The following is a 25777-nucleotide window of genomic DNA, read 5'->3' as shown; positions in this document are numbered from 1 at the left end:
TTGACGATTATTGACATTGTTTTTGACGATTCTCCCCAAACGCTTTTTCAGCATGGATTTTGGGGATATACTGCAAATTTTTGACGATTTTGACGATTGCTTGACGCCCATCGCCCTATCAAGCTGGCAGGGAAGCGGATTGTCCTTGTTGTCACCGCCACTCCGCGCGTCTGCGGGCGATCGTGAATTTATTGGGATGTTGCTGGGGAATCGTCAATGACGATTGAAAATCGTCAAAGCTGCTATTGACGGGGGAACTGCTTGCTGTGTAAGAGTTTCAAACTATCGTCAAATCGTCAATGCAATTTTTAAATTAGCGGTAATTAGATGCCGGATAGTCCGCCGCGATCGTCCACAACCAACTTGCACCCCAGCATTTTCCGCTTTTCTCCTAACACAGCTTCTACAAAGGGTTGGGATTCAGTGTCAAGCCGTGAACCAAAGCGCGACTAAAAAAAAATTTTTCTTTGACGATTTGACGATTCTCCTAAACTCTTCTATTTATAAAGCTTTCAGCTTCTAGCTTTTATTGACGATTATTGACATTATTTTTGACGATTCTCGATAAACGCTTTCTCTGCAAGGGCTGTGGGAATGTACTGCGAGTTTTTGACGATTCTGACGATTGCTTGACAACCTCTGGTGGACAAGCGAACTGCCACTATCACATGAACTCGATGTAAGCGAATGAGCAGGACTTACGCAGTTACTCTATATATTATTTTATGTAGACTTTAATTTACTAAAACACTATATATACCGTTTTTTGTAAGTCCCGCGAGTAAGGTCAACAATGAATCGTCAATGACGATTCAGAATCGTCAAAGCTGTTATTGACGACTGAAGTGCTTACGGGGTAACAGTTATAGGGAATCGTCAAATCGTCAACACAAAATTTGGTGTACTTGGAGTTTTCTATGATTCTGACGATTGCTTGACGAGTCCAGCTTGCCGAACTAGCAGTTTGTAGGTTGCCGCTGTTACCAGTATGCTCACCTGCGGGCGATCGTAAATCTCTTGGGATGTGCTGAGGAATCGTCAATGACGATTTTCAATCGTCGAAGCTGTTATTGACGAGGGAACTGCTTGATGTGTAAGAGTTTCAAACTATCGTCAAATCGTCAACGCAATTTTTCAACTAGCGGTAATTAGGTATCCGGTGACAATTGCGATCGCCCACAACCGACTGGGCTTTATTTAGTTTCTTCCGCTCTTCTCCCAACACAGCTTCTTTCTTGAGGCAACAGACGAAGGTTTCAATGCTCAGCTTTAGCCCAGGCTGCCAACAGTTACAAATTTCGCCCAACGTGCAAGACGATTATAGTGAACTGTTCTCTCTGTAAAGGTTTCAGCTTTTAAGAATCACCAATGATTTTTTACAAAATTTTTGACCACGACTCACCCCGCGACAAAAAATGTGGTGGTTTGATGCGTTACGCTATCACTTCGCACCTTACACATAGAGGTTTTGCGTAAGTCTGGTTGACGATTCTCGCGATCGAGTTCACGACCTATAAGGCAAGAGGGATGCGCTACCTGGTTTTGACGATTGAAGTGCAAATACCCGCTAAGGTCAGATTTCTATCATGCGGTTTGAGGAATGCCCTACCTGGTTTTGACGATTCTGACTCCGGTACGAGCAGCCCCACCGTGTAGAGCGCTCCAGGCGGGAAGCGCGATCGTCAATGACGGTTGAGAATCGTCACAACTGTCATTATTGATAACGTAATCGCTTACTCTGGAAAACTTTGGAAGAATCGCTGCTGTCGGAAGACGGCATTTTTTGCAAGTTGCCACAAATACCCTGGACTGCACTTGCAACTCGGTTCGCGCGATCGCTCTGCGGGCTTGCAACTAATACCATTTCCGAAAAATTCTGCAACAGTAGCAACTTTTTTGTTGGCTTTGACTTGCGAATCAACCCAACGCTCGTGTTTGTAGCAGGGTTTTTATGAAATGAGATAACCGCCAAAACGTGGCCGAGCAACAATTATCTTAGAATCCGCCACTTGAAAGACTTGCCGACCTTTTTCGTTTCACCGAGGTTCATCGAAACCATTTGGTTAAAGACCGCAGCCGTAAAGTCGGTGTTCGACATCTGACGGAGTTTAGCTCCTGCAACGAGTTCGCGACAGTTGCGGTATGCTTCGCGGGTGCTGATCCAACCTTCAGCAACCGTATCCCGCAACTCTTCTGATTTCTGAATCAGTTTCTGGATGACCGGGACTGTATCGTCCTCATCTTGCTGCTGCCCTTTGTAAAGCACTTCAGCTTGGTTGATGTAGAAGTAGCTGGTGGCGATCGCCTTTTGAATGATGTCGGCCCCAATCAAGGTAGGGATTTCAATCTCAAAAGGCTTCTCGGAATGTTCCCTGCCTGAGAGCTTCCACTCTTCTTTCAACTGCAAGTAAGTTTTGAGGGTGCCGTCCAGGTTTTTCAACTTGCAGATTTCGTGCAAGCAATGCAGGATGAGGGCAATCCGCAGGCAGTACCCGCTCCACTTGGACATGGCTAGCTGGAAACCTTCATTCAGTTCAGCTTCTTCGCGCTCGACCATCGGGTTGAAAAAGTGCTGTTCGTAGTAGTCTGCTGCGGAGTCGCTGAGGTGGTAAGTGATCGGAAAACCCTGGTAAACAGTGCGGTTCGTTTCATCTTTGAGCACTTCGCCTGTCTCCTCATTTTGAACGGGACGATAGTGCATTTTGAGGACGGAAAGTTTGTGGTAGATGTCTTTGAGAAAGGCGTCAATGTCGGGGTAGGGCAGTCGCGTCCGCCGCCGTTTGGGCATCTGGGCCAAGCAGATTACCCACCGGGCCATCCAGCCGCTGGAAATTTTGCGGGGCGTCATCTCTTCGTCAAGCGTCTTGCGCTGGATGGTGCCGGTGATGGGGACGCACGACCTCTCCACCTCGACTCGACGATCGCGGTCAATGAGGATGACTTTGGGACCGCCGCCGTTGTTGAGGGTGAGGTAAAAGGCTTCGTCGTCCCCCTTGCCAGCCCGATATTTGTTGAGGGCTTTGAAGAAGCCGTCGATTTCGTCGCGGTGGACGAGGAAGCCGCGCGGATTTTCGTTGATGGTGCGGATCAGGGCTTCTACGGTGATGTGTTCGACCCAATACTCGCGAGGAACGGGTGGGGGCGGGAGTTCTTCTGGCGGGCTGTCAGAGTCTCGATTTTGCTGGGTGGCTTTTTGTGCTTCTTTGTAGCTTTTGAGGGCAATGCAGTATTCGCTGTTGGCATCCTGCTGCAAGAGCCGGATGGGGTTGACCATAACTTCTTGAGTTTGACTTTTAAGCTTCCCCGACCGGGCGGTGCTGATTGTCCACAGCACGCAGGACTTTTGTCTGAATCCAGGCCAAGCAACAATTTCAGCGGCCGTGCCGATCGCGCAGCCGAAGGTTGACCAACCTACTGTCATCAGGTGTTCGGCGCTGGTGGGCATTGCAGCAGCGATTTGTGCCAGGATGCAGGCAATTTCAGGCGGTAAAATTTGGTGCAAGTCGAGACTCTGCTTGCGCTTGCTAACTAAATCTTCAATAAGGGTTTTTTCGCTTTCGACTTCTGCGAACTGCCATTCTTGCAGTCGGGTTAAAACGATTTGTTCGACGTATTTGGGGTCGAGTTCCAAAGCTTGAGCGATTTGGGCGCACTCGGATCTTCGTTCTGACAGGGGAATGTTGCCCCGTTCCAGGAGCCGATCGATATATTTGAGGAGCAGGTTTTCTTTCTGTTTGCTGTCAGAATCCGGCGGGTAAAAATTATCTGTAACCTCACCGTTGTTTGGCGGGATGCTCTCTGGCGCATCTGCTTGTAACTTTTGAGAATTGAGCTGCTGCTGGCTCGCGGTCGGTGATGCCCTGGGGCGCTTGTCGATACCCCATTCTCCTAAAATCCTGTCTTTAATGTGAGGGGGGCATGAAGCCTGGAAGGTTTCTCGATCCAGCCGGTAAATCTTTTTCCAGCAATTTTCAGAGTCTCCGCTGTGATATTCGGCGGCGGTTTGGCAAGCGGAGGGGCTAATGGTTTTGAGGATGCGCTGCCATTTGTAGGGATCTCGGCTGCTGTCTTCCATTTGCCCCCAGGCGTACTCGGCTAAGATTTCAGTGGTGCCGGAGTAGGAGATACTGTAGCGGTGGCAGAACTCTTCCCAGCCGTAACATTCGGAGGCGAGAGCGGTCAGGGCGTCGGAGCGATCGCCTGTTTTGGCACCACCTGTCAGAATTTCAAGGGTGCGGGGGGAGATGAGGTCTTCTAGGCGAATTGCGCCGGGGACGTAACTTCCTGCAGAACGGGGCGAGGTGTTGGCAGGAATAGACGGGTGCTGTTGCCGTGTTGGGTAAATACCAACATCTTCCGGTTTGGCAACTGTAGGCGGATATGCAACAAAATATTCCCAGCGGTAAGGGATGCCGTTCGCGCCGACAGTAGGGGGCAGCAGGGTGTGACCGCCGTTTCGGGCAAGCAGTTCGCCCATTCGGGACCTGTCTCGATCTAGGCTGAAGGCTGTCCAATCTGGTTCTTCTGTGAAGGCGAGGATGACTCGGTATCCGCCCGAAGGGGTGCGAAATCGAGGGGCGACATTCAGAAGGGGGTACTCGTTGAACCACTGTTCAAGGCGCGCCTCAAAAGCTTGTGGCGAGGAGAAGACTTTTTCTTTGCGATCTAGATCGACAAAGGCGATGTAGTGGCCCTGTGCATTAGGTCCGCCGCCGAGAGTGCCGATGCCAGTGGTGCGGGCGAACCACTTCCCTAAGTTTGCCTGAGTTGGCAATTGGTTTTGATAGGGTTTCCAACTGACTTTGACTGCTTTTCCTTTCTGGTTTATCCAAGCAGGCGCTTTGCCTCCGGGAACGTCGCAGTCCCTTTCGCATTCCTTGGGACATTCCGGCAGCGCAGGTCGGCCCAAGCAATTGTGGAGCCAGTCGATTGTCTGGGCGATCGTCTGGGGAGCCTGATTAATGTCGCTCATCGGTGCACCTCCAAGCGATATGAGAGGAATTGGGCGATGCCTGTTTTGACATCTTCCAAGTGCCGGCTCCGGGTTACCGAGAAGTTTTTGCTAAAAATTTGGCAATTTGTGTTGGCAAATCTCCTAATTTTGCTAAAGTTAAATAGCATCCAATTTTGCTTCCCCAGCCAAAAAGCTTGATGCGGCTGTGGATGCAGGTCAGTCTCCATCAAAAACCTCCAATTTGACCCCAATTATTTACCAATGGTAAATCTAGATTCACCCACAGTGAATTAAGGTGACAAATCTTAATGCTAATTTATGAAGCCTTCCACAATACTTTGAAACGTTATGACATCAGTGGCAAAGCCCTAGCTCGAGTTGCTGGGGTCAGCGAGAGTCTTGTGTCGCAGTTTAGGCACGGCAAGAAGGGTGTAACTGACGAGATGCTCGACAACCTGTTGGAGGCGATGCAGAAAATTGCTCCGGGAGCACGCAAACATTTTTGTTCGCTGGTAGCTGGGGAGCTGGTGGAAGGAGCGGGTGTGGAGAATGCAATTAAGGAGATTTCTGCTGAGGATATTCCTGAATTGTTGATGGCGATCGCGCGTTGCTGGAAATCAGTTGACCATCCATCAATTTATGCAACAAGTGCGTTGATGGAGTTCCATCGCTAAAATGGTAGCACTCTAAGATAATAGATGTAGCGCCAAATTTTTAATAATTTTATACCTGCAAAATTCATATTTAATGAAAATTAATATTTAGTGTGATATGGAATTAATTTAACTACTTAATTTACCCAAATATAGCAACAAAAAGTAGTTATTTATCAACTACAACTACCATTTCTTCACTAGATTTGTTCCTAATTGATACTTATTTGTTATTGAGGTCTCTGGTGGTAGGCCTAATTGTTTGCGAAAATCTGAGTCCTATTTAGCGAGTTACCAATTTTTAGCAGTCGCATCCGCTAGCCTTGCACCTCACATTCCCGATCCATAGCCAATGCACGCTCTGTCAGAACCGGAATTGTTGCATGAATTGCATCGTCTCAACGGTATCCCTAAAGAAGTTCTATAAAATTACGAAATGATGCAACTACTGATTCCTATTGTGCGGGCAGATTTAGCAATTGATGAAGTCTATGTTTATACTAACGAAGCGCCATTAGAATGTCCGATTACTGTAATTGGTGGTTTGCAATACCCCGAAACGAGTCCCGATATTATTGAAGGTTGGAACAAACATACAATCGCTTTTTGTTCGCTGCAAATGTTTCCATACCATCACTTTTTTTTAAAGAGATATCAGTTGCTTTTGCTTCAAGCTACTTGTCAAAAATTGCAGCAAAATCAATAATTTTTCACGGCTTACGACTAATGATGAATACTAATATAATTGAGTGGAAAATACCCCCAAAAGACCTAATACTTAATAGCGATGAGGTTCATGTTTGGCGCGTTGATCTGGAGATGAGAGCATCTTGCCTACAAAGCTTGCAGGAGAGTCTCTCTACTGACGAACTTAAAAGAGCAGAGCGTTTTTACTTTCAGAAAGACAGAGCGCATTTTATCGCAGCTCGCGGTATTCTCAGAAAAATTTTGGGCTGCTATCTAAATAAAAATCCTAACGAACTGCGCTTTAGCTATAACCCCTACGGAAAACCATCTTTAGTTACCGCAGTATCCGAATATAAACTTTGCTTCAATTTGTCTCACTCTCACGGAATTGCTCTCATTGCTGTGGAGCAAAATCGAGAAGTTGGCATTGATATTGAACGCATTCGTAAAGATTTTCCCTACCAGCAGATAGCCGAAAGTTTTTTTTCGCCTTTTGAAAACGCCGTATTGCGCTCGCTCCCCGAACATCAACAACTGAGAGCTTTTTTTACCTGCTGGACTCGCAAAGAAGCCTACATCAAAGCGGTAGGTAAAGGTCTTTCAATTCCTTTGGATGGATTTGATGTTGCGATTGCGCCGGGAGAACCAGCAGCACTGTTAAACTTTCTGGAAAATCCAAAAGAAGTTTCCCGATGGTCTTTGATTGAGTTAGTCCCCGGTTTAGATATGGTAGCAACTCTTGCCGTTGAGGGCGATCGCTGCCAACTTCTCTGCTGGCAGTGGCAATACTCCTGCTAATAAATCCTAGAAGGGATTCTGGTTGATCAAACGCAGCCGATTTAAGCAAAGTTTTAGTACCTTCTCTCGGACAAACAGCAGTCTAGAAATTAATTGCAGCGGGCAAAAAAGGAGTCAACGCGATTAGGCGGAGTCTCAAAAAATTCATAGCCTAGTCAGAGTTTGAATTTGAAAATAGTCGGTCAAATATAGATTCCAATTGATTGATTCAAGGAGATGTCGCGCTGCAATTTCTTTATCAAGAAATTGATCTGAAAACCTATCAAAACAAATCAGTTGCAGTCGATGCACAGTTAAGAACTCATGTCAATCTCAAAAGGAAAGCGAGATTTGATTTCGGGCCTGCCACTAAAACAGTTGAAGGATATACCACCTTCAACTGAGTTGCCTGCAAATTTTGCCAAAATTCATCCCCCGCGCTTTGAGTGTGGCGAGATGGTGCGCTGGACTGATGTTGGCGAAGAAGGTGACAGAGGAATGGTTATAGGCAAATTTTACAACTATGAACAGCGTCAGCGTTGTTGGATGTGGTGCTACATCATTTGCCTTACTCCTGATTCCAAGAGTGCAAAGTGGTGTCAGTTTGATACTGCCTGGGAGGAAGATTTGGAGAAGTTTGAGGATGATAAAAAAGCAGCAGACTTTGACAGATAGAGAACGCAATTTGATTGCAGTTTACAGTCAATGCCAATTGCAAATGACACCGAGGCAGTTTTATGCAAAGTGGGGAGTGAGTTATGAGGAAATTGCTTTTATTTGTTCTCGTTCTGATTCTACAGTGCGGGGTTGGTTTAGAAAGGGGGAAAATCGCCGATTCCCTACTGCTGTCGATTTGCGTCATTTGGCTTTAATGGATTTTCTGCTGGAACACTTTGAGGAAATTCCAGAGACATTGGTGGCTTTCCTGTGTCCGCCTTGCGAAGAGAATAGCCTGGATTAATAGTGGCGGGTATAACGGAAAGACTGTTCAGGGCAACGACTGTATACGTTGTCGCAATCATATACTGCTGACTTGTTCCAACAGTTTTGGTGGCTGCTATACATACATCAAGCTTTTTCAGCATCAAAAGATAATTTGAGCTGGTTATAGCACAAACCTCGTCAAATATCAATGTCACCGTGACCTGTCTTTGACAAGATTATTCAATTACTGTCTTGGCAAGCAATCAAACAAGAGCACAATCTGTTACTTTTACTGCTGAGGTACTAAAATGACCTACTCTGAAAAATTGCACCCGTGGTGTATCATTAGCCTGCTTCCTAATTGTCAGCGTGTTATTGTGGCACGATTTCGTAAGAGAAACGATGCAGATGATCATCTACGGGTTTTGCAGCGATTAGTGAAAACGCGCACATTTGTGATTATTTTTGACATGCAACCAAAGCCTACTGTGCCTAAAGAATAACGGCGAATGCAGCGAAGGTTTGAATTTGAATTAATCGAGATACCTGCGTTAGTTGAACAAACCGACTTTCCAGCGATTTCTCCCAGCGACAGAACCTACTGATAGCTGGGAGAATTTTTTATATATTTTACCGATCATCTACTAACTACAACTTTTTATCATAGTGTTGATTTACGCTCTAAAGCGATCGCATTTGTACGGATAGTTACAATTGCATAAGTAAATATGCTCTGATTGATAGCTGTGCAATCGTAGATGTGGCTAATAGTAATATAGCTTGCGAGCGCAATAGATATTCCTTCTCTATCAATACTTCGGAATTTTTGCTAGTTTTTTTGAGAGATGGCTCTGGCGCAAGGTTCGTAGGTGGCTAATGTTGCGCTGAGTTTTTGGATTTCTTGCCATAGCTCTACTATCAAGGCTTCTTTTGCCTCGTTCAATAGTTGCTTTAAGTCGGGGAGTTTTTCCATTCCTTTATCTAATGTCTATCTCGTCTTCTTGTCAAAGGGGTTGAGCAATTACAATCAAAGAATCAATAGAGACAAGTGCGACCGCATCTTGTCGGACAGATAATTAATGGGAATTAATTAAGGAATTTCTTGGGAAACACGCTTACCGTTAAAACTTTACAAAAAATAGATCGTTAAAAGCAAGGCCGCGAGCGCGGCAATTTGTGAGAATAAGCTGCACTTGCTTGTACTGCGAATCCAGCCATGACCCAAATAGAACCAAATTCCGAACTAACTGGAGAGGATATTCCACTTTCAGCTACTCAAAAAGTGGGTGAAACCATCAACAAAACTGAGAACATTTCACAGAGTCCTGACTTACTTGATGAAGGAGAATCAGAACCTTATGAATTCAATTTTTGTACAGTCAAAATCCACATTATTATGCGACCAGACGACGGGCATCCCGAAGGGCGAATCGTAGAAATTACAGCAACGAGCCACGACGACTTACCACTATTAACACAAGTTAGAGAGAACTCAATTGGAGCTTGGCCAAGTGCTTTACAAGAATTGCTCCAGCGGTTAGCCTCCAATTTACCTAACCGAAAAGTGAGTGCTCAAATTCGCTCTTCTTTACGTCCACCCCGCAAGAAAGCTAAACCAATCCCTCAACACCCTACTGATTCACCCGTCAATAAGGGTGAAATCGGAGTCCAAATTTCCTTGTTTTAAAGAGGTAAAAATGAGTCTAATAGAATACGAAGGCAGACAAATTGAACTGCCCAACGAAATTACTTCAAATGATGAAAAGTTACTCGAAGTCCTGCTTCCTTACTTCCCGGAATTAAGCGAAGCTACGATTGAAAGAAAAGCAGGTCAACCCATTAAAATCATCAAACAAGCCAAGACAAAAGGTGTAGAAGAGTCGCAAAAAAAACTATCCGTACTGCATAAAAATTCCGTATTTCAATGCCAGATAAAAACTCATCAAATCCTCCCCCCCATTCCCCACTCTCCTCACTTATGGCAGCACCAGAAGAACCGAATCAAGCTGTCCAACTCACTTGGGCTCTCCAATGTGAATCTATCAACGGTTATGTTACTCCGCTAACCTTAGCAAGTCGCACTCAAGAAATCTCTCAAGCAATAGCGAGAGGTGAACAAGAACTACAGCGATTTAAAGCAACTCTCAAACAACTGCAACTTGCGCCAGCTATTGCACATCCCCAAATTCCCCTGAATTTTTAATGCCTGCAACCATTTTGTCTGTGTCGCAAGCCATCGCTGGTTTGCGACACTCCTACCCAGTAACCAAGCCAATTGAAGCGATTGAATTTCTCCAGCAAACGCTTAATAGTATTCAAATACTAAACCTTTACCAACACTTTTTTCCAACTGAATTTACCACCAGTACCAGTTCTATTTACTCTGATAGTCCTGACATTCATAGCCCCCGCGAATTAGAATTTTTCAGTCGGCTTGACGAAACAGAACTTATCCCTATCAGCCCCTGGCAATTAGAAATAGCCCAAGAAGAACGCCTCGACGAACTCCTGATAGAGCCTTGGGGGTTAGATTGGTTGAGCTATGAAGATTATGATATTGAGTCATTAGCCCCTGAGTGGCAAATCTTGCTGCCTCTAACTTCTAAAGGACTAGATTGGCTAACTGAAAATGACGCACAAGATTGGTATGAAGAGGAATTTAACGTTTTATTTTCTCACGTTTTACCACCCGATCGTATCAATTATCTGCAATTCCAAGAGCTTTGCTCTCTGGCTGACTTTCCCATAAAATTAGTGCCAATTGTACTAAGTTTCCTCAATTATTCAACAGGTAATATTTGGCTAGACGGCTGCGCTCAAGACGAGTATCAATTTAGAGAATGGACAGTCGAAAACTTGATATCTTTATCAGCGCAATGGCAAAGTGCTAAAGAAGTAATAACCCAAGCTCAACAGGTTATCGACTGGCTTGCTACTGACCGCCCTCGACGTTTTCAGCAAATTCTTGAACTCTGGAACAAGAGCACTTTGTCAATTTGAATTACCTATGAATCCAAATAATTACGATTGAAACTCTCAAGTCTAAAAATGCTGAGCTCCCCGCTTAAGCGTATTCATTGTGAAGCAGCAACCGCTAGTGCGGTTGTAGCTGTTGGAAATTGAGGTCTTAACCATGACTGAAACTCTAACAACAACCGAAAGAATTGCACGTCTCAATGACCAGTTGCGTCAAGGAAATACCAAAATTGGTGAAATTCGGATCACTCAAACTGTAAAAGCTCTTCCTCCTGAATACCAACAAAAATTACTGCAATTAGTAAGAGATTTTAACAGTTTTGAATCGGGCAACGACCCCTACGGAGAACGAGATTTTTTTGCCATTCAACTGGATAGCAAAAACTACTTTTTCAAAATTGATTATTTTGACAGAAAAGCTTGGCTGGACAACCAAGAAGTGAGTTCAGAATGCCCAGAAAACTCGGATAAAACTTGGAGAGTTGCTACCCTAATGAAATCGAATGAATACTAATTTTCAAGCATGAGCTAACCTTACCTATCGGGTTAGCTCTATAACCTCTATCAATTTTAAGCTATTATGCAACCTTTGTCAGGAGAAGCCTTCCGTGAAATTCTGCAAATAGCTCCCCGACAGCTAACAGAAATTGATGCTGAATTACTGTTCATCAAAGAACAATACCTGTTCCATTATCGAGAAGGGACAAAGGAACACTACAAACTACTCTCCTCTGTCAGTTTGAGAACTGCATTTTCTCACGAGCCAATTGATACAGGTTGGATGCCTCCAGGAGTCATAAGGTGGGGAACTAATTCTCAAGGAAATTGGGTAGTAAAATTCATACATCCTGCTCAATATAACCTCCACTTTGATGATATTGAACCGATTACTATTCCGCTAACCGCTTTGGTATTGGTAGGACAGAACACTCAATATTGGGTATGGGCAACTGATGTCGCCACCTTCAACCCAGAGGCGAAAGCTTACCATACTCCCTTACCAAATATCCACCCAAACGGTTTAATTTGCTGGGGACAAAATACTCCCCCGGTTGCTTCAACTCAAACCATTGATATTGCTTGGCAAACTTTCATCACTACTCCTTTCAATGCTGACTTATCCAGCCAAAAAAGCCGAAAGTTTCCCCAAGATGTCAGAGAACATCTGAAAAATTTAGCCTTGAAAAAAAGGCGTTTCTATCCTGTTAAAGATTTAGTTGAAAGCAGGTGCAACCAGTCAATTAACTCTTTAATAGAACACCTTTTATTGATTGCTAACCCTATCTAGGCATTGCACTCAACATTTTTCTTTCAACCGCCAAGTTTAAGTTAATGCTAAAACTTTTTAACCACATTCATGCCTCTATTCCCTTGCCTCCCATTGCTACTGGAGTATTCTGCGAATACGTTACAGCTTCTAACGGCGTGTTTGTGCGTTCAGTTCGCCCCGGACTAGAGGCAATGATTCCTGTTGCAAATTCAGCGCCCAATACTATCAAAGGGTTGCCATCTATAGAACCGTACTTGCACCTTGACACTCGTTCAGTACCATTAGAATTACTCCTTTCTATGTGTACAAAATCTGCATTTAGCAAAGATAATAGTGGGAATCTCACAGAGATTTTATTTCACCTATCCCTTGACAGCCGCAATCAATGGCAACTGACAATTCCACTCCAAACAACTACACGAACAAGCTGCCAACCTCTTGATAATTTATCCTGCTCAACTGCCTTAATTGAATGCCACTCTCACGGAGAAATGCCTGCTTTCTTTAGTAGCACAGATGATGCTGACGAGCGCGGGTTTAGACTCTATGCAGTCTTGGGTAAAGTTAATACTTTAAATCCTGAGATTTTAGTCAGAATCGGAATTTTCGGACACTATAGCTTAATTAAAGCTAGTTCTGTATTTGAAGAGCCATATTTTATCACCGATGCTTACCAAAACTCCCTTAAACCTCGACTTTGAGTACGCCAATTCTACCCCTCTCCTCCTCAAAGATTACTCTCACCTACACTTGTGGCTCGTTGGCTGTGGGGGCACTGGCTCTTATGTAGCTGAAAGTTTAGCACGATTAGCTTACGTTTTCAAACAACGTGGTAAAAATGTCAATGTTGCCTTTGTTGACCCTGACATTGTTGAAGAGAAAAACTTGGGAAGGCAGAGATTTTGTCAATCTGAACTCGGATTGAATAAAGCCGCTACTCTTGCTTTGCGTTACAATCTTACCTGGGGGCTAGAAATTAGTGCAATTCCTGACTATTTTGACCCCAAATTGGTAAAATCATACTGGAATGATTTGGTAATTATCACTGGCTGCGTTGACAATAGTGCGGCTCGTCGTTCCCTCGGCAAAACACTAGAAAGTAACCGCCACTCTGATATTCCAAGAATCTGGTATCTTGATGCTGGCAATAACTTTGATAGCGGTCAAATTCTACTAGGTAGTCATAATTGTGGTGAGGGGTTAATTACTCACCTAGATCAATTTGAGAAAACAGGCATTATGGGAGCGTTACCCTCTCCTATTTGGCAGTGCCCCAATTTGAGAGAATCCCAGCCTGAAGAACTGGCAGAACCCCATTTATCTTGTGCTGAGTTATCCACTATTAACGCTCAGAGTCTCACAATTAATCAGGCGATGGCCTCCATTATTGCTGACTATTTATTCCGTCTCACTTTGACGAATGACTTGCGGAGGTTTGCCACTTTCCTTAACCTTAAATCTGGTTCTATGCGCTCGGAATTTATCAGTTTTTCATCTCTTAAAAGGTTTGCAAGAGAGGGAGGGGGAAGGGGAAGGGTGGAAAAAGGAAGGGAAGAGGAAGGGGAAGGGTAGAAAAAGCTGATTATTTGGGGAGGGGAAAGGAAGGCTTCGCCGTGAACTATGCCGCTCGACTGAGCGACATTTCGTAGCTAGAGCTAGATTAGATTTTCAATTTAAAACTGCACATGAGTTATTTAGCAAATGTGATGTTTTAGTTGTTGAAGACTTGAGTGGCAAAAATTTAACTAGACGTGCCAAACCCAAGACTGATGTTGAAAATGGTAATTTGGTTTATTTGCCGAACGGTCAGTCAGCTAAAAGTGGCTTGAATAAATCCATGCTTGATGCGGCTCATGGGCAATTCGCGATCGTCCTAAAATATGTCGCTTGGAAATTGGGTAAAAGCATTTTGTTTGTTGATGACCCGAAAGGCACTTCTCAGCACTGTTGGAACTGCCTCAACAAAGTGCCGAAAGGATTATCGGAGCGCTGGCATTCCTGTCAGTGCGGGGAGTCTTTGGATCGAGATGAAAATTCAGCCAAACTTATAGAACCCATTTGAGATCTTTTTAAGAGGATGCTAGCCGTTTGAGCATTAGCCGAATGAAACACAGCTTGAGCTTGGCATTGGAACGAGCGAGTGTACGGTCAAAATTCTTGATTAAGCTTTTACATCGATCTACCCAAGCATTTGAACGTTCAATTACCCATCTAGCCGCCACAGGCACAAATCCAGATTGCCCTTTAGCTGCCTTCTCTGCTTTTGATGGTTTGGCTGAGAGTTCAAATTGAATCTTAGTCATAATGTCAGGGTAAATCTCCTCCAAAGCTTGCGTGAGTTTTTCAGGATGATAGCCGTTATCTAATAAGATGGTTGTCTTCGGTAACTCGACAGGTTTCAATTTGAAATAATCGATGTTTTGGGAAAACATTTCAATCAAACCACAATCATCTGATAAGCTAGCTTTGGTGCAATGAGTAAAGAACGGAAAGCCCAGGATATCGACGGCTAGGTGTCTTTTGATACCGTTTGTTGTCTTGTAAAAACAAAACCCTTTCGACTCAATACTAGCATTACAAGTGTTTTTTACCGCTTGTGAATCAACCATAATTAATGTCGTCCACTGCGGTTTTTTTTGACTTGTTCACGCACCTTGCTATGTAGCTGTACCAAGATTAGATCGAGTGCACCTTCCTCACACCAATTCTGGTAATGCCAAAATACTGTCGAGTATGGCGGTAGATCTCTGGGTAGGTCAGACCAATTACAACCATTTTTGAGTTGATAAAATATGCCGTTGAGAATTTGCCGTTTTGTCCACACTGGTGGCCTAGTTTTCTTCTTCTGCGGCAGTAATGGCTCGATGATTTCCCACTCTTTGTCGCTCACATCACTCGAATAACCCATTTTCAGCCCTGACCTACTTAACCTTACTGATTCTACCCGATCGACTGTTGTCAAGCCGATCGACTGTTGTCAAGCTGATCGACTGCTGTCAAGCTGATCGCTTGCTGTCAAGCCGATCGCCTGTTGTCAAGCTGATCGACTGCTGTCAAGCCGATCGCTTGCTGTCAAGCCGATCGCCTGCTGTGAACCGATCGACTGCGGCTCGCGATCGCTAAAAAGATCTCAAATGGGTTCTATAGGGGGGATAGTGTGCGATTCTAATTTCTATTCCTAACTCGTCAACTAATTTTTGTAAATCCGATTTAAAGATATGATGGTTGGAATTATTACTACCACCGCCATCGCATTTTATCAAAATTGAATAGGCTGGAGGGTAGATAAATTTTCCGTAATTAACCCACCATAATTTAATCGATTCACAAGCAAATTCACTCGTGTCTTTACTGATTCCCAGGTTTAAATATCCTCGGTTATGTTGCAGATCATAAATTCCATGAGGTACTACTTTTCCTTCAGCCAAACTCCAAAAAGCATGGTCAAATGTCGTAATAGCTTCCGTAGTATATAGACTTCCTGCTCGATATAGATTTCCAATAAATTCCTTCTTTTTCGTGTCCATACTAACAATCGAATTTCCCTGTAACTCATACTCTGCGGGAATTCGGGCAAGATTTTCAAATTATTCATTACGATTCTTTGTTACTCCGGTTGTTTGTTTTTTTTGAGCTTGGCGTTTTACATATCCATGTTTTTTTAACAGTTTTTGAACAACTGTTGTACTGACTATTGTTTCCTGAGCCTTCAGACCTTCAACTATTTGTTGCTGGGTAAGATTTGTCCATTTAATTTTTTCCGACATTGGATCTCCGGCTGTATGGTTTTTTAAGACTTCTAAAAAACGCTCATTTAACTCCGGTATCTCAGAGTCCCTAGTTTTTCTTCCTCCTCCACGTCGGCGAATTCTCTGTTGATTACAAGTAGTGTCTGATTCACTTTTTAACTCCTTAATTCCCTTGGCTATTGTATTCCTGTCTACTCCCAAAACTCGGGCTATGTAAATAATTCCACCATAGCCAAGTTTTACGGCTTCTATCGCTGCATATTTTCTTTGGTCTTTTTCAGATAAAGACTGATGATGTTTTCGCATTAAATCAGTAATTTCGTCTGAGTAACACATAAATTAAGTTAGTCAGAAATTATTCAAATAAAAAAATCATGGCCGACATAAAAAGAACCAAGTAGGTATAATATTTGATATCTCTACCGCAACATAAACCTATTCATATTCACTCATTTATTTATTATACATCGCTGATGTTATTAAATTTTCATTCCTTAGTCGCTTCTAGGAGCACTGCTTGTTTGTCAGCATCGGTGTTTCCCGCCAAACGAGTTATTTGTTGAGCTTTCCACCTCAAGCCGTGTTGGGCTTTTGTCAAGTGAGTATGTTGCAGCCAAGCATCGATGCCGTTTCGGGTAATGAATTTATCCGGGTCGCCGTCACCATCTTCACCCACCGGCAATCGGGGAGCTACATAAGGTGTAATCCCTGCCAACAACAAAGATTTAATGCAGCTTTCGATACCCTTATCCCCCGCGCTATCCGGGTCTAGGCAAATCACCGCTCTCTCGATACCCGAACGCCGTAGTGATTGCACCTGTTCTCCCGACAAGCTGGCAGCTACACAAGCCACAACTCGGCTATCTCCCAATGCTTGAGCCACCGCTGCATCCGTCACCCCTTCGACCACTACTACTTCTTTGTGACCCGCCGCCAAAGCTCTATCAAAGTAAATATGTAATAAATATTTACAATGACTGAACCCGTATCACCTTTATTGAGGTGGCTTTGTGAAGAACAGGCGGACATTCATGGCACAGAATTAGCTCAACAAAGCGGTATTGCGCGGCAGACTTGGAGCAAAGTGCGGCAGGGAAAGCAGGATCTCAGCAGCGACTTGCTGTGGCGGTGCATGGAGGTAATTGCCCGGTTGCGCCCGCGCAGTGAGTGCGCCCAGGTGGTTAGCATCATCACCTCTCAAAATGACTTGGAGAGGAAGAAAAGAGAGAGAGAAGAGCACCCGCTCTTAAGGATCGAACGCGCTCTGTCCGAACTCAAAGACGAGACTGAAGAAAACCAAGCCATGCTGTTAATCGCAAGGCGCTTGAGAGAATCGCAGAACAAAGTTAGCGCGATTAATTTTTAGGAAGCCAACTTCCAGGGATGCCCTGCGATACTGAAAATGGTGGCGCTGCGCGAGTTTCGCCACCATGATTTAGTTGCTTTTTCATTAGGTGTCCGCTATCTTCTTGCTGCCACCATTTGAGCAGGTGAAGGTTTCTCCTGATTGCCCTTGTCGGCGGTACACCAAGAATCCAGCATCCGACCATACAGCACGCTAGTTTCATAAGCGATGCGGCTGTACTCTTTTCCCAATGCCGAATCTTCATCGCACTGGGGGTTGAGGTCAATTCCCATTGCTAAATGTTCTTGATCGATTTCGCGGTGTACAACCCAATAACGGTTAGTTTTGAGTCCGATTCGAGCGAAAATCGGGATGACCGCCGAAAAGAAATCGAAACTCACGCCCTCGGAAATGAGCTAGTACCTAGGCCGCGAATAAATAGACATCTCCAAAAACAATTAAAGCCTTTGTGTAACTAGGCTGTATGACGTAAATGCAATCATCCTAAATTAGCGACTCTGTACGCTCTAATAAGGCTTTGAGATATTTATTGTTGATAATTAAGCCAAAATATCTAGTTATCTGCGTTGATTTTAACCTGATGATGTAGCAGATATTTCTCATGGTAATATTAGCGCTCTAATTCGTAACCTTACTATTCCACAAATCCTGGGGGGGTGACAAGGAGCCTGGAACCCTTATTTGGTAAGGATTGAGGCAATGTGTGGTAAAAAAAGATAGGCAGCAAAATTGTTACAGGCTTGCCTATCTAAAAAATAATGTTACCAACATTCTACCAGACACATTTACAAAAACAACTAACTTTAGCTCAGTTGAAAGTGATGGAACTCTTGTTACCTATAATACAAGCAGAAAAACAAGTGAGATTAGAGCGGTTGACCAGGGTATTTCCGTACCCAATTTCAACCGAAAGTCGTCGGCGAAAATTACAAAGACTTTTGGATTGGCCTAGTTTAACAATTAATGCTATTTGGTTCCCATTAATTGCTTATTGGTTGACCAAGTATTGTCCTGTTGGTACTCGTGTATCAATCGCAATTGACCGCAGTCAATGGGGGCGTATTAATCTGTTTATGGTAAGCTTAATCTGGGAGCGCAGAGCAATTCCATTATACTGGTCACTGTTGCCCAAATTAGGAAATAGTAATTTGGAAGAACAAACTACAAATTTAGAGCAAGTTTTACCATTGTTTTCAGAATATAAAGTCATCGTTTTGGGAGACCGTGAATTCTGCTCTGTAGATTTGGGGAACTGGCTGATGGAAAAAGGTGTGTCTTTTTGCTTGAGGCTGAAAAAGAATCATTGTATCGAAACAGAACATTTAGTTTGGCAACGGCTAGATCAACTAGGAATAGTGCCGGGAACGTCTTTATACTTTCAAGGAAAAAGAGTCAGAAAAAGTCGTCCTGCTACTGGATTTGACCTAGCCTGTAAATGGAAAAGAAACTATGGAGGATTTACAGTGGATGAAGCATGGTTTATTCTCACAGATTTAGGGTCATTGCCAGCAGCAATCAATGCTTATAAGCAGCGGATGGGAATTGAAGAAATGTTCCGAGATTGTAAAACAGGAGGCTACGATCTTGAAGGAACTAGCTTAAAAGGAGACCGACTGATTAAGATGATTTTGCTGATGACTCTCGCCTACACTGCGGCAATATTTCAAGGAACTGAAATCCGGCAAAAGCAGGTGCAAAAATATGTATCTCGTCGTAAAGAACCCAAAAAAAAATATCGTAGACGGAGTACATTTGGTGTGGGTATAGATGGAGAAAAGTGGGTTAATTATCTAAAACAATATGCTGAACAAGTTGAAGAGTTAATGAAGTTAAGTCCAAATAAACGCCGATTTTATCAACAAGGTATGCGGGCTGCAACCCTTATCCGGTCTATCTCCTAGACCTTTCTGTCACCCCCCCAGCCACAAATCGTCAACACTACTTGCTCATATTTTTGGGGATTCAACCTAAATCTTTCTTGGACAAATCGAAATATTTTGAGCGAGCGAATTCGATGTTCAACAAAGATTCTTTGAGCCTAAAATGCTTTGTTTTGTTCTTTTTGTTCAGTTGTTAATTCTCGATTTCTGGGTTTTTTAATCGGAGTTGTAATTAAAGCTTCTCCAACGTAAGCTTTATCTCCCTTAAATATGAGTTGAGGGTCAAACTGTGAGCGTTCTTCTCGGAATAAAGTTATATCGCTTTTAGGTCCAGGTTTCCCTGCCACAACATCAACGATATCTCTACCATCTGGCATGACAATTATTTGACTTTTAAATGTATGATTACTCTTCTTGCCTGAAAAGTATTTTTCTTGTTCATCCTGATCTCCAGGTCTCTCTCTGACTTGTTCGTAGGTATCTACTATTAATTCATATTCTGTGAGTATTTCCTTGACTATTTCATAGTCAGCAGCGTTTTTTTTACTTGTTCAAGTAAGCTACATGGTAGCAATTCTCGCAATTGAGGCAACCAATAGTTAAATGTATCATTAGCTGTAGACTCACTTACTCCAAACTGGATGCCCAGAAGTTGAAATGTTGTCAGATGCCTCAGATAGACCAATGTTAAAATTATTTGTTCGCGAGCGAGATAGTTTGGGTTTTCTACCGCCTCCACTAGCAATAAGTCTAACTTTCTTTGATTCTAGTAAAGCTTGTTTTTCATGATGTAATCGTTCCGCGTTTTGGATTAATTGTTGTAACTGCTCATAATCCAGACCCATTAATCGCTGTGTTTCTTTAGGATGCTCTTCAATATGATTGAGTATGTCGCTCATGTTTCTGTGTCAAAAAAGCTTTATGATGTGATCTTACCACGAACTGTTACTATTTTGGAGATGTCTTTTTAATTAAAACGTAAAAGTAGTTCGGAATAAGCCAATCCAAATACTATCATTAGCAGCATTATGCTCAGGATTAGTAATTAACAAAACTCCGGGAGTAATAAATATGTTGTTAGTAAGTGGATAACGATAAGATAGCTCAAAATGCAGCGAACTATCGCGGTCTAAGCGAGAAGAAACATCATTACTTGTCACCTTCGGGGGCATCCCAAAGACAAAATTTAACTGACTCCCTAACTTACCCAAATCTGGCACTACCGCAGTAACTGCCCAACTCCAGATATCGGCACTAGATCCCTTTGAACCATCTAAACTATTAACACGGGGCGAAGACTCAGCCCTAGCATTAAAATAGCTAACCCAAGCGCCTAAAATCAACTTATTGCTCAACTTATAAGTAGATTGTAAGCCATAAGCATTAGAAGAAGTCGCTGTACTTTTTCCAAAAGGTGACTGAGCAAATATACTGCCTTTACTCCCCGTTACATTAACAGTTGAACCGCGTTCAGGAGCGTAGTAATGACCGTAGGTAAAAGCGATCGCTAACCTATTAGATGGAGTATAAGTTAACTGAGTTAAAGCAGTATATTGACCGCCAAATAGTCCCTCAACTGGATTGCTACCACTCATAGTTGAATAACTGACACCAGCGGCAATTTTATCGGTAAAATTATAATAAACTACAGTCCCCGTACCCGAAGCAAACGAATAGATAGGACTTTCACCACCAAAATTAGAAATAGAAGAAACAGGATTAAGTGCAGGGAAAATGGGAGTAGGATAGTTTGCACGAGGTGCAATCATTACTTTACCGCGTTTACCTATAGGAAACTCATACAACAACGAGCCTAGCTGAAGCTGAATATTATTGGTAGTGTTATCGGTAGTGTTAACGGCACCAATCAGGCGAGTCATATCTGTTCCTGTAATACTACTACCAAAATTGCTGACATTTCCAGCCCGAATGCTAGTACGTAATCGGTCTCGACCTGTAAAGCTGGTATCAAAGTTGAGATTTAGGCGCGCTGATAAGGTGAGATTTTCATTCAAGTCGTCCCGGGGCTTTTCCCCAGGAGGAACAGCTTTCTCGTCTCCAAAAGCACTAATTAAATTAAAATCTACTGTTCCCCGGAGCACTGTAGTAGTGCTAAACTGATTTTCGTTGAGAGAGGTTACTCGCTGTTCTAAATTATCTATTTTAGCGGTGAGAGTTTTCAGTTCAGTAGCAAAATCTGCTTGTAGCCTTTGTACAACTGCCAACTCTTCTTTATTGGGGAATGTATTGCTTAAGCTATAAATTATACGTCCAACTTTAATCAAGCAAGTATTCAAGGCAGCAGCAAATTCATAACGGGTTATAGCACGATTACCCTCGAAAGTACCTTTGCCAGAACCAGCAACGCAACGATATTTTTCTACCAAGCTTCGCAGCGCTTCATAAGCCCAGTCCCCCGGACTAACATCTCGCAAGTCTGTGACACTGGTAACTTCCTCCATAGCATCTGGTGGTTGGCTATATAGTTGGGGCGGTTGTAATTGGTTAGTAGGAATTTCTTGGACTTGAGGTTTATCATCCGCGTTAACTGAGGGCAACCTATTACCAGAAGATACTTGGTTTTCTAATGTGTTAGAAATTACCTTTGAATTACTCAGTAATTCTTCCCAATACTTCTCGGATAAGACTCGATCTCCCCTAACCTCCTTACCTTCGATCTGGCTTAAGGAGGGGGGGACATAGCCCTCCTCCTTTCCAAGAGGAGTTGGGGGAATATTCGACGATTCAATATTACTAACCGACAAGTCTTGGGATTCTTCCCCAAAATCATTTGAGTTTAAAGTTGTTACAGATAATGGACGCAGAGATTCGTTAGTCGTATTAATTTCATCAGTTGATGTAAGCATAACATCTGAAGGCTCTGCCAATCTAATAACTTGCTCAGTAGCCTCATTCTTCTCTGGCAAATTCGCAGTTGTAGTTGTTTGAAAGTCCGGTAATGGAATATCGGCAAGATTTGCTTGCCCCAATACAGGGGGTAATATTAACAAGTTACAACCCAGTATTAATGAGGTTAGCGGCAACGGCAGACTCAATTTGCTCATAATTTCTCTTTCCGATCGTACATACAATGGATAACAAACCTTTTTATCTCCGAAGGCAGGAGGCTCTTGGCAGGAGGCAGGAGGCTCTTGGCAGGAGGGAAGAGGCTCTTGGCAGGAGGCAGGAGGCTCTTGCCAGGAGGCAGAGGCAGAAGGAAAACTGCCGTCTGTTTCCTGCCACATCGGAGGGAGCAAGGGTTTAAGACCGAAGGCAGGAGAAGTCGAATCCCCTACTGAGAAAGCTCCTCCTGCCTCTTGGGGAGCATCTCATATTTGTAAAAACACTTGTTCTGGCTCCTTCCTTCTTCCTCTTTCCTCCTTCCTTCTTCCTCTTTCCTCCTGCCTCTTCCCTTCTGCCTCCTGCCTCTTGCCTTCTGCCTCCTTCATTAAGGACGAACTCTAAATTCATTATTTGCAGTTTCAATCACTTTATTAGCTACATCTTCAGGAATTTTCGTGTACCCTAATTCTCGATTAAATCCTTGACCTTTAGTTAGAATCCATGTCAACAAGTTCTTATTAGCTTGGACAAGAGTTTCATTGGGATACTTTTCATAAAATAGTAGCCAACTCAAACTAACCAAGGGGTAGCCATCTTCTGGGTCATCAATATCTTCCGTCGTGAAGTCATCGTTAAACTTTATATTAGCTAAGGCTTTTTCAGTCTCTGCCAAAGTCGGTTCCACGTAACGACCAGCCCGATTTTCAATCCTAGCTATAGCTAGATTGTTCTTACGAGCAAAGCTTGTTTGCACATAGCCGATCGCACCATCAATCCTTCGTACTTCTCCAGCCACTGCACTATCTTGAGGAAGGGCAGCGAAAACCTGAAATCCCCAATTAGGTTCCCGCGCCGCTTCTATCTTTCCACCTGTAATTTTTCGCAAGTATTTAGTGAGCGTGAAGGTAGTACCGCTACTATCGGATTGAACTACAACTTGAATCTTTTTGTTAGGAAAACGGGAATCAACTTGGTTCCAATTGGCAATTTTACCTGTGAATATTTGTGCCAGTTGCTCGCGAGATAACTTGACATCGGAGGTCACATCTTCAAGGTTGTAAACAATAGCTATTGCCCCTCCTCCTGTGGGTACCATTAACAACCCATCTTCCATCTGATTTTTCTCAATTGGGGTAGGAATTAAAGTAGTACCTCCGAAGTCCAGTGTTTTATTAATGAACAACCGAATACCACCACCACTGCCAATGGAACTATAGTTGAACTTGACCCCTGTTTCCCGTTCGTATTCTGCGCTATAGCGCTGATAAAGAGGTTCGGAAAAAGAAGCACCAGCACCCTTAAGTAATTGAGCAAAAGCAGCATTCGTAGTGAAAGCAATTGTTGTTGCAGTTAGTGTGGCAGCGACAATTCTCTGCCAATTACGGAGCGTAAATCTCTTCATGGATCTGTGCGGCAAAATTGCATATTTTGACTGTTGATGTGCTAAATATTGATTTTTTTGCGGTAAATGACGACCTTATTACCATCAGCAGCAATTTCTAACCAAAAATCCCGAATGACAAATTGATAGAAAAATTCGCCAAGACGGGTACTCCGCCAAGTGCTGATAAGTGGGTCATTTGGTGCCCATTTTTTGAAAGCTTTTAGAGCAATTTCAGGGACTCCACTGGACTCTATTTGCTCGTCAACTTGAATCAGAGTGCCACTGGGAGTAACTTGTACTTCAACTTCAAAGCCTTGTTGGTTTTTACCTCTGAGTATGTATATTAACGAACCATCTGACTTCAGTTCAATTCGGGCTTGGCTAAATGCAGCATTTGTCGCTGTCTTTGCTGAAGACATTGCTGGAAGTGCTACTTCTTCTAGGGGAATTTTTCGGACTATTCCTCCTAGATTTTGGGCTATTAATGAAACAGGCTGGAGGCTGGAGGCTGGAGGCTGGAAGCTGGAGGGTTGATGAGCTTTCTCAGGGGCTCCTCTGCCTCCTGCCTTCGGAGATAAACTTCTATTGTTAGTGAGAGATTGAGCCTGAGCATCACCCAAATAAACAGAGGAGGCAAGGATAGCTATTCCTGCAAGTCTTAAAAATTTCCCCGAAGTAGCCATGCCGGAAGTTCGCATTTTTGTAGTTATTTTTTTCTGGTTCATTTCAATTGTAAAAACTTAGTTTTTGATTCATCCAATACGGTTTGTTTAACTGGGAAGTAGCCCAAACTAGAAATTTCTTCGTTCACATAGGTCAAGTAATAGTTAACAAATCCTGCTACTTCCGGTCGTTGCCGAATCGCTTTGGCATCCGCATAAATATACAACGGACGAGTTATCGGATATGTTGCCAGGAAAGGGTCTACTCTATCAATAGCGATCGCCCTTAACTTGTCGCGGTTTTGTTGATAGGAGGCATACTCTAAAAAGCCTATCATATAGGGATTAATTAAAGCTTCTGAGTGCAACTGCTCTACAAAGTCATAAAATACCGTATTGGGAGCATTAGTAAGTTGGCTAACGTTTCCTTGGAAAATAGCTTGGGAAAGCAGGTCAACAGAGCCACCAGTAGCAGCCCCCGCTGGGATAATGCGTTTAATCAGCTCTTTTGGCCATTTGGGATTGACATCTGACCAATGTTGAACAGTAAATACCTTTGCTAGTTCATCGCGCGTCAGACTGTTTGGGAGGAAACTATTCTGAGAACTGACTACAATAGTCACAGCATCGGTGGCTATTTGAAAGTTGATCGGCTCAACACCTGATTTGGCACAGGCTGCTAACTCCTGACTGGTAATCGGGCGAACTGCATTGACAATATCTACCTTTTTATCCTCGCAAAATAGCTTGAAGCCAACCTGAGTATCAATACCAGCGAGATTAATCTTGCTGGGATAGCCGTCTTGGATAAAGCGTTGAGCAATAGCCTGACTAATCGGCAAAACTACCTGGCTTCCCGATATCGCCAGTGTTCCCTCTAGTTCCAGGGGATTGACTGCGGGTAAGACAATGCCCTGTTTAGCTGAGTCTTGATTTGAGGGTGATTTAACTAATTTTCCCTCGACTTTCTGAATACCCAAGTTTTCTTTTGAAGCTTGATCCGTACTAGCTTGATTGCCAATATTTGCTTGTGAGGTTTGGGATTGACCAGCGCAGGCTGTTAATACTAAAACTAGGTTGAGCAAAAATAAGTAATTTATGTAATTTTTTGCTCTACTTATTCTCATCCTGATTGATGACATATATGGGAACCGCCAAGGTGGTTAGGAGGTAAATTGAAAAAAAATAGGAAATATTTTAGTGTGTTTTTACTCTCCTTTCCGGCAAAATGTAGTGTTTAGTTGACTGAATTTAGCGTATTTATTTGAGGTAAACTTTAAACTTTACCACTACACAAAATTTACCCTATTTGACCTAAAAAGTCAAGCCTCAAACTACAAAAAAAATCACTATTTTTAGCGCCAATTTCAGTATAGCAAGAGGCAGGAGGCAGAAGGTAGGAGGCAGGAAACAGAAGTAATAAAAGCTACCT

Annotated in this window: 31 protein-coding genes and 2 pseudogenes; 18 read left to right on the top strand and 15 right to left on the bottom strand. The window is 43.2% G+C overall.

The genetic code is table 11. From position 1 onward, the window contains the following. Positions 1-22 precede the first annotated feature (22 nt). Positions 23-220: a hypothetical protein gene (locus QT990_RS16540; RefSeq protein ID WP_333465498.1), complete on the top strand. Its 198-nt coding sequence runs from the start codon at positions 23-25 to the stop codon at positions 218-220. Positions 221-787: 567 nt separating this feature from the next. On the opposite strand, the gene QT990_RS16535 is transcribed toward QT990_RS16540, so the two are convergent. After that, a complete protein-coding gene (locus tag QT990_RS16535; protein ID WP_333195934.1) occupies positions 788-1042 on the bottom strand; it encodes a hypothetical protein in 255 nt (84 codons plus the stop codon). Between the two features lie 650 nt (positions 1043-1692). On the opposite strand from QT990_RS16535, the gene QT990_RS16530 reads away from it, so the two are divergent. Then, complete coding sequence (locus QT990_RS16530) at positions 1693-1941, top strand: hypothetical protein (RefSeq protein WP_333465497.1); 249 nt, start codon at positions 1693-1695, stop codon at positions 1939-1941. 49 nt (positions 1942-1990) lie between these two features. Here the strand turns inward: QT990_RS16530 and QT990_RS16525 are convergent, their stop codons facing one another. After that, on the bottom strand, positions 1991-4972 hold the full coding sequence (locus tag QT990_RS16525; protein ID WP_333465496.1) for a DUF3987 domain-containing protein: 2982 nt from the start codon (positions 4970-4972) through the stop codon (positions 1991-1993). Positions 4973-5262: 290 nt separating this feature from the next. Between QT990_RS16525 and QT990_RS16520 the strand changes: the two genes are divergently transcribed. The 5 genes from QT990_RS16520 (at position 5263) to QT990_RS16500 (ending at position 8032) form a co-directional block, all read left to right on the top strand. Then, positions 5263-5628, top strand: a complete 366-nt coding sequence (locus QT990_RS16520; RefSeq protein WP_333465495.1) for a helix-turn-helix transcriptional regulator — start codon at positions 5263-5265, stop codon at positions 5626-5628. Positions 5629-6043: 415 nt separating this feature from the next. Then, positions 6044-6313, top strand: coding sequence for a thioesterase II family protein (locus tag QT990_RS16515; RefSeq protein WP_333273574.1), 270 nt, complete (start codon positions 6044-6046; stop codon positions 6311-6313). Positions 6314-6333: 20 nt separating this feature from the next. Continuing rightward, positions 6334-7092: a 4'-phosphopantetheinyl transferase superfamily protein gene (locus QT990_RS16510; RefSeq protein ID WP_333465494.1), complete on the top strand. Its 759-nt coding sequence runs from the start codon at positions 6334-6336 to the stop codon at positions 7090-7092. A gap of 303 nt (positions 7093-7395) precedes the next feature. Continuing rightward, entirely contained in the window at positions 7396-7746 is a 351-nt protein-coding gene (locus QT990_RS16505; protein WP_333313952.1) for a hypothetical protein, read from the top strand. After that, positions 7715-8032, top strand: coding sequence for a helix-turn-helix domain-containing protein (locus tag QT990_RS16500; RefSeq protein ID WP_333465493.1), 318 nt, complete (start codon positions 7715-7717; stop codon positions 8030-8032). The genes QT990_RS16505 and QT990_RS16500 overlap by 32 nt, the downstream gene beginning before the upstream one ends. Before the next feature lie 792 nt (positions 8033-8824). Here the strand turns inward: QT990_RS16500 and QT990_RS16495 are convergent. Further along, the gene (locus QT990_RS16495) at positions 8825-8968 is read right to left on the bottom strand and encodes a hypothetical protein (RefSeq protein ID WP_333195947.1); all 144 of its coding nucleotides are present in this window, start codon (positions 8966-8968) and stop codon (positions 8825-8827) included. A gap of 243 nt (positions 8969-9211) precedes the next feature. Between QT990_RS16495 and QT990_RS16490 the strand changes: the two genes are divergently transcribed. The 8 genes from QT990_RS16490 (at position 9212) to QT990_RS16455 (ending at position 14303) form a co-directional block, all read left to right on the top strand. Beyond that, the gene (locus QT990_RS16490) at positions 9212-9682 is read left to right on the top strand and encodes a hypothetical protein (RefSeq protein WP_333465492.1); all 471 of its coding nucleotides are present in this window, start codon (positions 9212-9214) and stop codon (positions 9680-9682) included. Between the two features lie 291 nt (positions 9683-9973). Next, a complete protein-coding gene (locus QT990_RS16485) occupies positions 9974-10198 on the top strand; it encodes a hypothetical protein (protein ID WP_333184772.1) in 225 nt (74 codons plus the stop codon). Then, the gene (locus tag QT990_RS16480) at positions 10198-10995 is read left to right on the top strand and encodes a hypothetical protein (RefSeq protein ID WP_333465491.1); all 798 of its coding nucleotides are present in this window, start codon (positions 10198-10200) and stop codon (positions 10993-10995) included. The genes QT990_RS16485 and QT990_RS16480 overlap by 1 nt, the downstream gene beginning before the upstream one ends. A gap of 133 nt (positions 10996-11128) precedes the next feature. Continuing rightward, positions 11129-11485, top strand: coding sequence for a DUF3768 domain-containing protein (locus QT990_RS16475; RefSeq protein WP_194060237.1), 357 nt, complete (start codon positions 11129-11131; stop codon positions 11483-11485). A 66-nt stretch (positions 11486-11551) separates the two neighbouring features. Then, complete coding sequence (locus QT990_RS16470; protein ID WP_333465490.1) at positions 11552-12259, top strand: hypothetical protein; 708 nt, start codon at positions 11552-11554, stop codon at positions 12257-12259. A 44-nt stretch (positions 12260-12303) separates the two neighbouring features. Next, positions 12304-12942: a Mov34/MPN/PAD-1 family protein gene (locus QT990_RS16465; protein ID WP_333184762.1), complete on the top strand. Its 639-nt coding sequence runs from the start codon at positions 12304-12306 to the stop codon at positions 12940-12942. Then, positions 12908-13813 (top strand): ThiF family adenylyltransferase, encoded by a 906-nt coding sequence (locus QT990_RS16460; RefSeq protein WP_333465489.1) that lies wholly within the window; start codon positions 12908-12910, stop codon positions 13811-13813. The genes QT990_RS16465 and QT990_RS16460 overlap by 35 nt, the downstream gene beginning before the upstream one ends. 154 nt (positions 13814-13967) lie before the next feature. Continuing rightward, positions 13968-14303: a zinc ribbon domain-containing protein gene (locus QT990_RS16455; protein ID WP_333465488.1), complete on the top strand. Its 336-nt coding sequence runs from the start codon at positions 13968-13970 to the stop codon at positions 14301-14303. 7 nt (positions 14304-14310) lie between these two features. On the opposite strand, the gene QT990_RS16450 is transcribed toward QT990_RS16455, so the two are convergent. Together QT990_RS16450 and QT990_RS16445 are read right to left on the bottom strand one after the other, a co-directional pair. Further along, complete coding sequence (locus QT990_RS16450; RefSeq protein ID WP_333465487.1) at positions 14311-14850, bottom strand: transposase; 540 nt, start codon at positions 14848-14850, stop codon at positions 14311-14313. Between the two features lie 2 nt (positions 14851-14852). Continuing rightward, positions 14853-15149, bottom strand: coding sequence for a transposase (locus QT990_RS16445; RefSeq protein ID WP_333465486.1), 297 nt, complete (start codon positions 15147-15149; stop codon positions 14853-14855). Positions 15150-15196: 47 nt separating this feature from the next. Between QT990_RS16445 and QT990_RS16440 the strand changes: the two genes are divergently transcribed. Next, complete coding sequence (locus QT990_RS16440) at positions 15197-15364, top strand: hypothetical protein (RefSeq protein ID WP_333465485.1); 168 nt, start codon at positions 15197-15199, stop codon at positions 15362-15364. Here QT990_RS16440 and QT990_RS16435 read toward each other — a convergent pair. Together QT990_RS16435 and QT990_RS16430 are read right to left on the bottom strand one after the other, a co-directional pair. Next, positions 15361-16296, bottom strand: a pseudogene (locus QT990_RS16435) (ISAzo13 family transposase). The gene QT990_RS16440 and the pseudogene QT990_RS16435 sit on opposite strands and share 4 nt — an antisense overlap. A 181-nt stretch (positions 16297-16477) precedes the next feature. Beyond that, positions 16478-16927: a toprim domain-containing protein gene (locus QT990_RS16430; protein ID WP_333465484.1), complete on the bottom strand. Its 450-nt coding sequence runs from the start codon at positions 16925-16927 to the stop codon at positions 16478-16480. 36 nt (positions 16928-16963) lie between these two features. Between QT990_RS16430 and QT990_RS16425 the strand changes: the two genes are divergently transcribed. Next, the gene (locus tag QT990_RS16425; protein ID WP_333465483.1) at positions 16964-17356 is read left to right on the top strand and encodes a hypothetical protein; all 393 of its coding nucleotides are present in this window, start codon (positions 16964-16966) and stop codon (positions 17354-17356) included. A 95-nt stretch (positions 17357-17451) separates the two neighbouring features. On the opposite strand, the gene QT990_RS16420 is transcribed toward QT990_RS16425, so the two are convergent. Beyond that, the gene (locus tag QT990_RS16420; protein ID WP_333465482.1) at positions 17452-17736 is read right to left on the bottom strand and encodes a hypothetical protein; all 285 of its coding nucleotides are present in this window, start codon (positions 17734-17736) and stop codon (positions 17452-17454) included. Between the two features lie 378 nt (positions 17737-18114). On the opposite strand from QT990_RS16420, the gene QT990_RS16415 reads away from it, so the two are divergent. Next, positions 18115-19257, top strand: a complete 1143-nt coding sequence (locus QT990_RS16415; RefSeq protein WP_333465481.1) for an IS4 family transposase — start codon at positions 18115-18117, stop codon at positions 19255-19257. Here QT990_RS16415 and QT990_RS16410 read toward each other — a convergent pair. From QT990_RS16410 to QT990_RS16380, 7 genes and pseudogenes are all read right to left on the bottom strand, one after another. After that, positions 19254-19724 (bottom strand): annotated as a pseudogene (locus tag QT990_RS16410) (HARBI1 family protein). The gene QT990_RS16415 and the pseudogene QT990_RS16410 sit on opposite strands and share 4 nt — an antisense overlap. A gap of 29 nt (positions 19725-19753) precedes the next feature. Continuing rightward, a complete protein-coding gene (locus tag QT990_RS16405; RefSeq protein WP_333465526.1) occupies positions 19754-19921 on the bottom strand; it encodes a transposase family protein in 168 nt (55 codons plus the stop codon). Further along, positions 19860-20135 carry a hypothetical protein gene (locus QT990_RS16400; protein ID WP_333465527.1) on the bottom strand — a complete coding sequence of 92 codons (276 nt, stop codon included), beginning with the start codon at positions 20133-20135 and terminating at the stop codon, positions 19860-19862. Before QT990_RS16400 ends, QT990_RS16405 begins: the two co-directional genes overlap by 62 nt. 72 nt (positions 20136-20207) lie before the next feature. Further along, complete coding sequence (locus QT990_RS16395) at positions 20208-22301, bottom strand: iron uptake porin (RefSeq protein ID WP_333143193.1); 2094 nt, start codon at positions 22299-22301, stop codon at positions 20208-20210. A 383-nt stretch (positions 22302-22684) separates the two neighbouring features. Beyond that, complete coding sequence (gene pstS / locus QT990_RS16390) at positions 22685-23701, bottom strand: phosphate ABC transporter substrate-binding protein PstS (protein WP_333465480.1); 1017 nt, start codon at positions 23699-23701, stop codon at positions 22685-22687. 41 nt (positions 23702-23742) lie between these two features. Continuing rightward, positions 23743-24408, bottom strand: coding sequence for a hypothetical protein (locus tag QT990_RS16385; protein WP_333465479.1), 666 nt, complete (start codon positions 24406-24408; stop codon positions 23743-23745). Then, positions 24405-25487, bottom strand: a complete 1083-nt coding sequence (locus tag QT990_RS16380) for a substrate-binding domain-containing protein (protein WP_333465478.1) — start codon at positions 25485-25487, stop codon at positions 24405-24407. The genes QT990_RS16385 and QT990_RS16380 overlap by 4 nt, the downstream gene beginning before the upstream one ends. Between the last annotated feature and the right edge of the window lie 290 nt (positions 25488-25777).

The sequence above is a fragment of the Microcoleus sp. T3_B1 genome, assembly GCF_036700445.1.
Lineage (GTDB): Bacteria > Cyanobacteriota > Cyanobacteriia > Cyanobacteriales > Microcoleaceae > Microcoleus.
This window is presented reverse-complemented; position numbering and strand designations above follow the sequence as displayed.